Below are 8,214 nucleotides of genomic sequence, written 5' to 3'. Positions count from 1 at the left end.
CCATTTCTTGACGCTGCCGCGGCCGGCATTATAGGCCGCAAACGTCATGATGTAGGAGCCGCGATAATCCTCGATCAGCCCGCCGAGCTCGGCGGCTCCGAGCGCCGCGTTATAGACCGGATCGTTCTTCATCCGGGCGAGGTCGAAGCTGGCCCCGTATTTCTTGCAGACATAGCGGCCCGCGTCCGGGGTCACCTGCATCAGCCCGTAGGCCTGCGCCGGCGACACCACCGCGGGATTGAAGGCGCTTTCCTGCCGCGCGATCGCGAATACGATGCTCTGCTCGACGTCCGGCCCGATCGATTTGAACGGCGGAATCCCCGTCACCGGATAGGCGTAGAAATCAAACGGCAGTCCGCGATTGAGTGCGGCCTTGCCGACCAGCAGCATGTTGCGCGCGTCGCCGAAGCGGGAGGCCAGTTCGCCCAGGCCCACCAGCGCGTCGGGATCGCCGTTCTCGCCCAGATCGGCGAAAATCGGCACGGCGATTTCACGCTCGTCCAGATCGTAGAGCAGTTGCGCCGCGCGCACGATCTCCAGTTTTTCGATTCCGCGGCCGCGGCCGGTCGGCGCGGCGTTCAGTTCGATCTGGGGAAGGCCGAGTTTTGCTCGCGCCAACTGGCCGTAGTAGCTGGTCGAGTGAGCCGCCGCCGCCGTATAGGCGGCGCGGGCCTCCTGGGCGCGGCCCGCCGCTTCGGCGGCGCGGCCCTGCCAGTAGCCCGCACGCGCCAGCGCGGTCGGATTGACGCTGCCGATCCCGATGCGCGCGAAATGTTGCGCGGCCAAAGCCGGGTCGGTCAGGAAGCGCAGCGCGATCCAGCCGGCGGTGAATTCCTGCTCGGTCTTGTAAATGTCGCGCGCGGGCAGCGCCGCGTCGCGCGCGATCAGATAGGCGGTGCGGTGCTCGCCGATGTCGAGCATCTTGCGCGACAGCAGGCGCCGCTCGATCCACCATTCGTCGACGTTGGAGAGGCGCGCGGGGTCCTTTGGCGCGCCGAGCATGAGCTGGGCGGCTTCCGCGAATTTCTCTTCGCGGCGGAGCAACTGAATCCGGCTGAAGATGTAGCCGGGATCGCCGTGCAGCTCGCGCGGAACCGCGTCGAGCAGGGCCCTTGCGTTGGAGGCCTTGCGATAAGAGGCGATCCGCGCCTTCGCCAGCGCGACCTCACCGGCGCCCAGCCGCTTGGCGGCGCGCAGTGCAGCCTCGTGCTCGCTGCCATAGAGGAACAGGTCCATCCGCGCTTTCTGGTCTCCCGGCGTCAGCAGCGCGCCGAACAGGTCGAGCGCCGTGCTTTCGGTATCCTCGGACATGGCATCGTTGCGCCAGGCGTCGCGCACCAGACGCTCCGCATTGGCGCGGTCGCCGCGCGCGAGCATCGCCCGCGCCAGCGCGAACTTGCCCTTGGCCGACAATGGCGATTCGTTTTCGAACCACGCCCACACCGTGGCATCGTCGCGATGATCGTCCCACAGCGCCGCCTCGAGACGCCGGCGCAGGAAGGTCTGTGACGGCCAGCTCGGGTTACCGGCGATGAAGGCGCGATAGCGTTCGACCGATGCCCCGTTATCGTCGCTGCGCAGGATGATCCACTCGGCAAGTTTCCTTGCGACCGGATCCATGATGATCGCTTCGGTCTGGGTCGCGTCCGCCGGCTTGTGCTTGCGCACGAGCTCGATGACGTTTTCCAGCGCATCGGTATCGGCCTGCGAGGTCGATGACGTCGCGGCCACCGCAGCCGGGGGTGGCGGCGGCTTCCGCGGCGGCGGCAAGGCCGCATGCTGGCGCGTCGCGGGGGCGAGGGCGGCAGCCGCGGGAGTGCTCGCCGCAACGGGAGCGGTATTTTTGGCCGCGGTCTTTGCTGCCGGCGCGGTATTCTTGGAGGAAGCGGTATCCTTGGAAGGGGTATCCTTGGAAGAGGTTTTGGGCACGACGTTTCGCGCGATCGGCCTCGGCTTGGGTAATGGAACTTTCTTGGGTGTGGCCCAGGCGTCTTCAGCCAATGCCGACAAGCCGACGGCAAGCGCCAGGCATGTCGCCAGTGCCGTCGATCGCAACGCGGCTGCGCGGCTGGATGGGGTCACGGCCTTCTTTCGCGGCGAATCATGCAATCGCTGGAGCCCTAGCTCTATTTGATTGAATATATGGACAAAATACTAAAATACGCGGGGACCCGCGGATGTTTGCGCCAGCACCGCGGCGAAATCGCGGCCAGCACGTTTTCGGGCGGAGTGAAGCCGGGCAAAGGTCGAACCGGGTCGGGCCTTTCGCCGGGTCATCAGACCCGATATGAATGCCGTTTCCAGTAACGGCAAGGCCGCAAAACCCGCGTTCGGAGGAAGTCCATGGCAGCCAAGACGAATTTCCGGGGATCATTCACCGCCTTGGTCACGCCCTTCAAGAACGGCTCGCTCGACGAGGCCGCCTTCCGCGCGCTGGTGAACTGGCAGATCGACGAGGGCACAAACGGCCTGGTGCCGGTCGGCACGACAGGCGAAAGCCCGACCGTGAACCATGACGAGCACAAGCGCATCGTGGAATGGTGCATCGACGAGGCGAAAGGCCGCGTTCCCGTCGTCGCCGGCGCCGGCTCCAATTCGACCAGGGAGGCGATCGAACTCGCCCAACATGCGGAGAAGGCCGGCGCCAACGCGGTGCTGGTGGTGACGCCGTATTACAACAAGCCGACCCAGGAAGGCATGTACCAGCACTTCAAGGCGATCAACGATGCGATCGGCATTCCCATCATCATCTACAATATCCCGCCGCGGTCGGTGATCGACATGAGCGTGGACACCATGGCGCGGCTGTTCGAACTGAAGAACATCGCCGGCGTCAAGGATGCGACCGCGAGCATGGTGCGGGTTTCGCAGCAGCGCGCCAAAATGGGCGAGGATTTCAACCAGCTGTCGGGCGAGGACGCCACCGTGCTCGGTTACATGGCACATGGCGGCCACGGTTGCATCTCCGTCACCTCCAACGTGGCGCCGCGGCTGTGTTCCGAATTCCACCTTGCCTGGCAGAAGGGCGATCTTAAGTCCGCGCTCAAGCTGCACGACAAGCTGATGCCACTGCACACCAACCTCTTCATCGAGTCCAATCCGGCGCCGGTGAAATATGCGCTGTCGCTGCTCGGCAAGATGGACGAGACGCTGCGGCTGCCGATGGTGCCGGTAACCGAACCCACTCGCGTGGCGGTGCGCAGCGCGATGGTGCATGCGGGCTTGATCAACTGAGCCTGCGACGTTGGCGCGATGTGTCTTCCTGTTCGCAAGGCTGAAGAGAGGGGACTGCAAATGCTCAAGGAGTTCCGCGAATTTGCCATGAAGGGCAACGTCGTCGACCTCGCGGTCGGCGTCATCATCGGTGCGGCCTTCGGCGGCATCGTGACCTCGCTGGTCGGCGACATCATCATGCCGGTCATCGGCGCGATCACCGGCGGCCTCGACTTCTCCAACTACTTTACCCCGCTGTCGAAGGCGGTCACTGCCGGTAATCTGGCCGACGCCAAGAAGCAGGGCGCGGTGCTGGCCTGGGGAAATTTCCTCACGCTGACGCTGAATTTCGTCATCATCGCGTTCGTGCTGTTCATGGTCATTCGTTCCATGAACGTCTTGAAGCGCAAGGACGAAGCCGCGCCCGCACCGCCGAAACCGACCCGCGAGGAAGAACTGCTTACCGAAATCCGCGATCTGCTCAAAAAGTCTTGACGTGCATGCGTGCGGACGCAGTGCTATCGCTTTCGTTTTCCTGAGATAATTCCATCATGGCCGAAAAGAACCAGCGCGCGATCAAGGTCGTCGCGGAAAACCGCAAGGCCCGGTTCAACTATGCGGTCGAGGACACGGTGGAGGCGGGCATCGCGCTGACCGGCACCGAGGTCAAGTCGCTGCGCAGCGGCAAGTCCACCATCGCGGAATCCTATGCCGATACCAAGGGCGGCGAGGTCTGGCTGATCAACGCCAACATTCCGGAATATCTTCAGGCCAACCGCTTCAACCACGAGCCGAAGCGGCCGCGCAAGCTGTTGCTGCACAGGAAGCAGATCAACAAGCTGATGGGCGCGGTCGAGCGCGAGGGAATGACGCTGATCCCGCTGAAGCTCTATTTCAACGAGCGCGGCCGCGCCAAGCTGTTGCTGGCGGTGGCCAAGGGAAAGAAGCTGCACGACAAGCGCGAGAGCGAAAAGAAGCGCGACTGGGGCCGGGAGAAGGGCCGCCTGCTGCGGGCGCGGGGATAGATAGTGACCCTCATCCTGAGGAGCGGCGTCTTCGCCGCGTCTCGAAGGATGAGGCCCGTGCTGTGGCTTCATGGTTCGAGACGGCGCAAGAGCGCCTCCTCGCCATGAGGTCTGAGTGTGCTGGATTTGAGGGAAGGGCGATGAACCAGAGAAATCTGCTTGAAGTTGACTGGAGCAAGATCCCGGCGCCGACTGACGACGGTGCGGCGGCGCATCTTAAGGGCATGACCATTCCGCCGATCGGCCTGGTCGCGACCGACGATACGTCGGTGACGCTGTCGGCGCTGCCGGGACGCACTGTGGTGTTCGCATATCCCCGGACCGGCGAACCCGGCAAGATCGCGCTGGTCGACGAATGGGACATGATCCCGGGTGCGCGGGGCTGCACGCCGCAGACCTGCGCGTTCCGCGACCTGTTCGCGGATCTGAAGGCCGCCGGCGCCGCGCAGGTGTTCGGCCTGTCGACGCAGAGCAACGCCTACCAGACCGAAATGGCCTCGCGGCTGCATCTGCCGTTTCCGGTGCTGTCGGACGAGAAGCTGCAGCTGACGCGCGCGCTCGACCTGCCGACCATGGAAGTGGCAGGCCTCACGCTGATCAAGCGGCTGGCGCTGATCGTCGATGACGGCCGCATCAGCCACGTGTTCTATCCGGTGTTTCCGCCCGACCGGAACGCCGGCGAGGTGCTGGCCTGGCTGAAGGATAATCGCATTTAGCGCCGCGCGTGCGGTATCACCCCAGATCCGCTTTGACCTTCGCGAATACGCTACGGAACATCTCCGGCGTCAGCACCCGCGTGTTGGTGTTGTAGCGCGAGCAGTGATAGCTGTCGTAGAGTTTCTGCGCGCCGGCCTGGTGGATCGCGCCGTGCGCGAACGGCGCCGCGGCGCTGCGAAGGCTAAGCGTCTTCAGCGCCGATTCGTGCGCCACGCGGCCGAGCGCCACGATCGCGCGCAGCTTTGGCATCGAAGCGAGTGTCGCCGACAGAAATTGCCGGCAGGTGTTGATCTCCACCGGCAGCGGCTTGTTCTGCGGCGGCACGCAGCGCACCGCGTTGCTGATGCGGCAGTCCACCAGCGTCAGGCCGTCGTCGGGCCGGGCGTGATAGATGCCCCTGGCAAAGCCGTATTCGATCAGCGTGGCGTAGAGCAGGTCGCCCGCGAAATCGCCGGTAAACGGACGCCCGGTGCGGTTGGCGCCCTGCAACCCCGGCGCGAGGCCCACGATCAACAGCCGCCCGTCGGGATCGCCGAACGAGGGTACCGGCGAATTGAACCAATCCGGTTCGCGCACGCGCGCCGCCTCGCGGAAGCTGGCGAGCCTCGGACAGAGCGGACAATTCCGGTCGGGTTCAGTAACGAGCGGGGCAGGCAGCGGCGGGCCGTTGGCCCGGTTTTTTTCAGTCGTCGAAATCGTCGTCATCGCCCCTCGGCGCCATCGTGGTCGCACGCTGCAGGAATTGCGGCGCGTGGTGGCGCGGCTCGCGCGGGGCGGGACGCTCGGACGGATCGCGGCCGAGCTTGGACTGCAATTCCACCAGATCGGTGAAGACGTCGGCCTGGCGCCGCAACTCGTCGGCGATCATCGGCGGCTGGCTCGAAATCGTCGAGATCACGGTGACCCGCACCCCGCGCCGCTGCACCGCCTCAACCAGCGATCGAAAATCGCCGTCGCCGGAGAACAGCACGATCTGGTCGACATGCTCGGCGAGTTCCATGGCGTCGACCGCGAGTTCGATATCCATGTTGCCCTTGACCTTGCGGCGGCCGCTGGCGTCGATGAACTCCTTGGTCGCCTTGGTGACGACGGTATACCCGTTGTAGTCGAGCCAGTCGATCAGCGGACGGATCGACGAGTATTCCTGATCTTCGATGATCGCGGTGTAGTAGAACGCGCGGAGCAGCGTCCCTCGGCTCTGGAATTCCTTGAGCAGGCGTTTGTAGTCGATATCGAAACCGAGTGTCTTGGCGGTCGCATAGAGATTGGCGCCATCGATAAAAAGCGCGATCTTGTTGGTCGTGGAAGGGGACATTCAGTTTCTCGCGTTGTTGTTAACGTTTTTGGCGCAGCGGCAAATGACCGCGCATTTCCAGGATTTGCTGCCCAAAGTTCGGTGAATTTGACCCCGACAAACACCATCGCAAATATGGTATGGCAAGGGCGAAAAGGCCAATACTTTTGACGCGGCAATAAAGCGAATTCTTGTCCTGAGCGGCGCCGGCCACAGGTCCGGGCGCTTCGCTCTTGGCCCCCAAAACAGGGGTTACCAGAGCCGATTGGGAACGCAAATCACAAAATGGTCTTGCGCAAAGACGCTGGCCCCTATAACTACCGGACATAATCAACACATTCGGTCCCATTAGCGAGGGCGACAGTCGATGGCGCGCGTCACCGTAGAAGATTGCATTGATAAGGTCGACAATCGGTTCGATCTGGTCCTGTTGGCGGCGCACCGGGCCCGCATGATCTCGTCCGGCTCCCAACTTACGGTTGATCGGGATAACGACAAAAACCCGGTTGTATCGCTGCGCGAAATCGCCGATTCCACCATTTCCCCGGAAGATTTGCGCGAGGAACTGGTCCATTCGCTACAGAAATTCGTCGAAGTAGACGAGCCTGAGCCCGATACCGTGCCTTTGATAGGCTCGGCCGGCGCCAGCGTCGACGCCGACGACACCGAGGTCGCGGTCGAGCGCATGACGGAAGAGGAACTGCTGAAGGGCCTCGAGGGCCTGGCGCCGCCGGAAGAGCAGCCCGAAGAAGACGAGTAGTAGATATATCAGATTGCAATCTGGGGGTGTATCGCTCCTCCCGATCTGACCCAAGGCCCGGACATGGATCCGGGCCTTTGCTTTTGTTGACCTTTTCGTGGTTACCATGCGTCCATCACGGGCACGGATGGAATTCCGCCAAGGTGGCCTCCTGAATGATCGAAGGGGGCGGCCGGGATGGCGCAAGAATGCGTCCGGGATGTCCTAAATCGAGCGTTTTCGTGGCCCAGAATGGTGCCGCGGCGTTCGCGAACGCATAGATATCAGGAAGAGGGCCGCTGTCCGGCCCGGACGTGAAGGCAGTGATCGGAATGGCGTATTGGCGCCGCAACACACCCCAGATGCAGGCCGCGACCGAATCGGTCGCCGTGGTGCCTTCCGCGCCTGCGCCGGTGAAGCCAGCCAAGTCGCCGCGTTCGCGGATGATGCGGCAATACGATCTGGTCGAACGCGTCAGGTCCTACAACCCCGATACCAACGAAGACCTTTTGAACCGCGCCTATGTCTACGCCATGAAGGCGCACGGCACACAGACCCGCGCCTCCGGCGATCCCTATTTCTCGCATCCGCTCGAGGTCGCGGCGATCCTCACCGATCTCAAGCTCGACGATGCCACCATCGTCGCGGCGCTGTTGCACGACACGATCGAGGATACCGAGGCGACCCGCGCCGAAATCGACAACATCTTCGGGCCCGAGATCGGCGCGCTGGTCGAGGGACTGACCAAGCTGAAGCGGCTGGAGCTCGTATCGCGCGAGGCCAAGCAGGCCGAGAACCTGCGCAAGCTGCTGCTGGCGATCTCCGATGACGTCCGCGTGCTCCTGATCAAGCTCGCCGACCGTCTGCACAACATGCGCACGCTGGAATTCGTGCCGCCCGCCTCGCGCCACCGGATCGCCGAGGAGACGCTCGACATCTATGCGCCGCTCGCCGGCCGCATGGGCATGCAGGAGATGCGGGAGGAGCTCGAAGACCTGTCGTTCCATTCGCTCGATCCGGAAGCCTATACGGTGGTGATGCAGCGGCTGGATTCGCTGGCCGAGCGCAACCGCAATCTGATCGGCGAGATCGAAAGCCAGCTCTCCAAGAACCTGCAAAACAACGGGCTGGCCGCGCATGTCTACGGCCGGCGCAAGCGGCCGTTTTCGATCTGGACCAAGATGGAGCGCAAATCGGTCGGCTTCGAGCAATTGTCCGATATCTTC

At 63.4% G+C, this 8,214-nt stretch carries 9 protein-coding genes; 6 read left to right on the top strand and 3 right to left on the bottom strand.

The window, feature by feature from the left end:
- Positions 1-2,082: transglycosylase SLT domain-containing protein (locus tag QZ213_RS20575; protein WP_291687934.1), on the bottom strand; the 2,082-nt coding region annotated here is incomplete at its 3' end.
- Positions 2,083-2,343: 261 nt separating this feature from the next.
- On the opposite strand from QZ213_RS20575, the gene dapA reads away from it, so the two are divergent.
- The 4 genes from dapA (at position 2,344) to QZ213_RS20555 (ending at position 4,954) form a co-directional block, all read left to right on the top strand.
- Positions 2,344-3,234 carry a 4-hydroxy-tetrahydrodipicolinate synthase gene (gene dapA, locus QZ213_RS20570; protein ID WP_291687933.1) on the top strand — a complete coding sequence of 297 codons (891 nt, stop codon included), beginning with the start codon at positions 2,344-2,346 and terminating at the stop codon, positions 3,232-3,234.
- A gap of 60 nt (positions 3,235-3,294) precedes the next feature.
- Complete coding sequence (gene mscL, locus QZ213_RS20565) at positions 3,295-3,708, top strand: large conductance mechanosensitive channel protein MscL (RefSeq protein ID WP_291687932.1); 414 nt, start codon at positions 3,295-3,297, stop codon at positions 3,706-3,708.
- 56 nt (positions 3,709-3,764) lie between these two features.
- Positions 3,765-4,238 (top strand): SsrA-binding protein SmpB, encoded by a 474-nt coding sequence (gene smpB, locus QZ213_RS20560; RefSeq protein ID WP_291687931.1) that lies wholly within the window; start codon positions 3,765-3,767, stop codon positions 4,236-4,238.
- 140 nt (positions 4,239-4,378) lie between these two features.
- Positions 4,379-4,954 (top strand): peroxiredoxin, encoded by a 576-nt coding sequence (locus QZ213_RS20555; protein ID WP_291687930.1) that lies wholly within the window; start codon positions 4,379-4,381, stop codon positions 4,952-4,954.
- A 16-nt stretch (positions 4,955-4,970) separates the two neighbouring features.
- On the opposite strand, the gene QZ213_RS20550 is transcribed toward QZ213_RS20555, so the two are convergent.
- Both QZ213_RS20550 and QZ213_RS20545 read right to left on the bottom strand, forming a co-directional pair.
- Entirely contained in the window at positions 4,971-5,660 is a 690-nt protein-coding gene (locus QZ213_RS20550; RefSeq protein WP_291687929.1) for a uracil-DNA glycosylase, read from the bottom strand.
- Positions 5,638-6,270: an NYN domain-containing protein gene (locus tag QZ213_RS20545; protein WP_291687928.1), complete on the bottom strand. Its 633-nt coding sequence runs from the start codon at positions 6,268-6,270 to the stop codon at positions 5,638-5,640. The genes QZ213_RS20550 and QZ213_RS20545 overlap by 23 nt, the downstream gene beginning before the upstream one ends.
- 346 nt (positions 6,271-6,616) lie before the next feature.
- On the opposite strand from QZ213_RS20545, the gene rpoZ reads away from it, so the two are divergent.
- Together rpoZ and QZ213_RS20535 are read left to right on the top strand one after the other, a co-directional pair.
- Positions 6,617-7,009: a DNA-directed RNA polymerase subunit omega gene (rpoZ, locus tag QZ213_RS20540; protein ID WP_024512695.1), complete on the top strand. Its 393-nt coding sequence runs from the start codon at positions 6,617-6,619 to the stop codon at positions 7,007-7,009.
- Positions 7,010-7,320: 311 nt separating this feature from the next.
- Positions 7,321-8,214 (top strand): HD domain-containing protein (locus tag QZ213_RS20535; protein ID WP_365885081.1); only part of this gene is annotated, 894 nt, incomplete at its 3' end.

Source organism: Bradyrhizobium sp., from assembly GCF_017881085.1.
Taxonomy (GTDB): domain Bacteria; phylum Pseudomonadota; class Alphaproteobacteria; order Rhizobiales; family Xanthobacteraceae; genus Bradyrhizobium.
This window is presented reverse-complemented; position numbering and strand designations above follow the sequence as displayed.

Bases quoted from the DNA above. Each gene is read 5' to 3' on its own strand.
- QZ213_RS20550 (WP_291687929.1), bottom strand. From the start codon at position 5,660: ATGACGACGATTTCGACGACTGAAAAAAACCGGGCCAACGGCCCGCCG.
- rpoZ (WP_024512695.1), top strand. From the start codon at position 6,617: ATGGCGCGCGTCACCGTAGAAGATTGCATTGATAAGGTCGACAATCGG.
- smpB (WP_291687931.1), top strand. From the start codon at position 3,765: ATGGCCGAAAAGAACCAGCGCGCGATCAAGGTCGTCGCGGAAAACCGC.
- QZ213_RS20545 (WP_291687928.1), bottom strand. From the start codon at position 6,270: ATGTCCCCTTCCACGACCAACAAGATCGCGCTTTTTATCGATGGCGCC.
- QZ213_RS20555 (WP_291687930.1), top strand. From the start codon at position 4,379: ATGAACCAGAGAAATCTGCTTGAAGTTGACTGGAGCAAGATCCCGGCG.
- mscL (WP_291687932.1), top strand. From the start codon at position 3,295: ATGCTCAAGGAGTTCCGCGAATTTGCCATGAAGGGCAACGTCGTCGAC.
- dapA (WP_291687933.1), top strand. From the start codon at position 2,344: ATGGCAGCCAAGACGAATTTCCGGGGATCATTCACCGCCTTGGTCACG.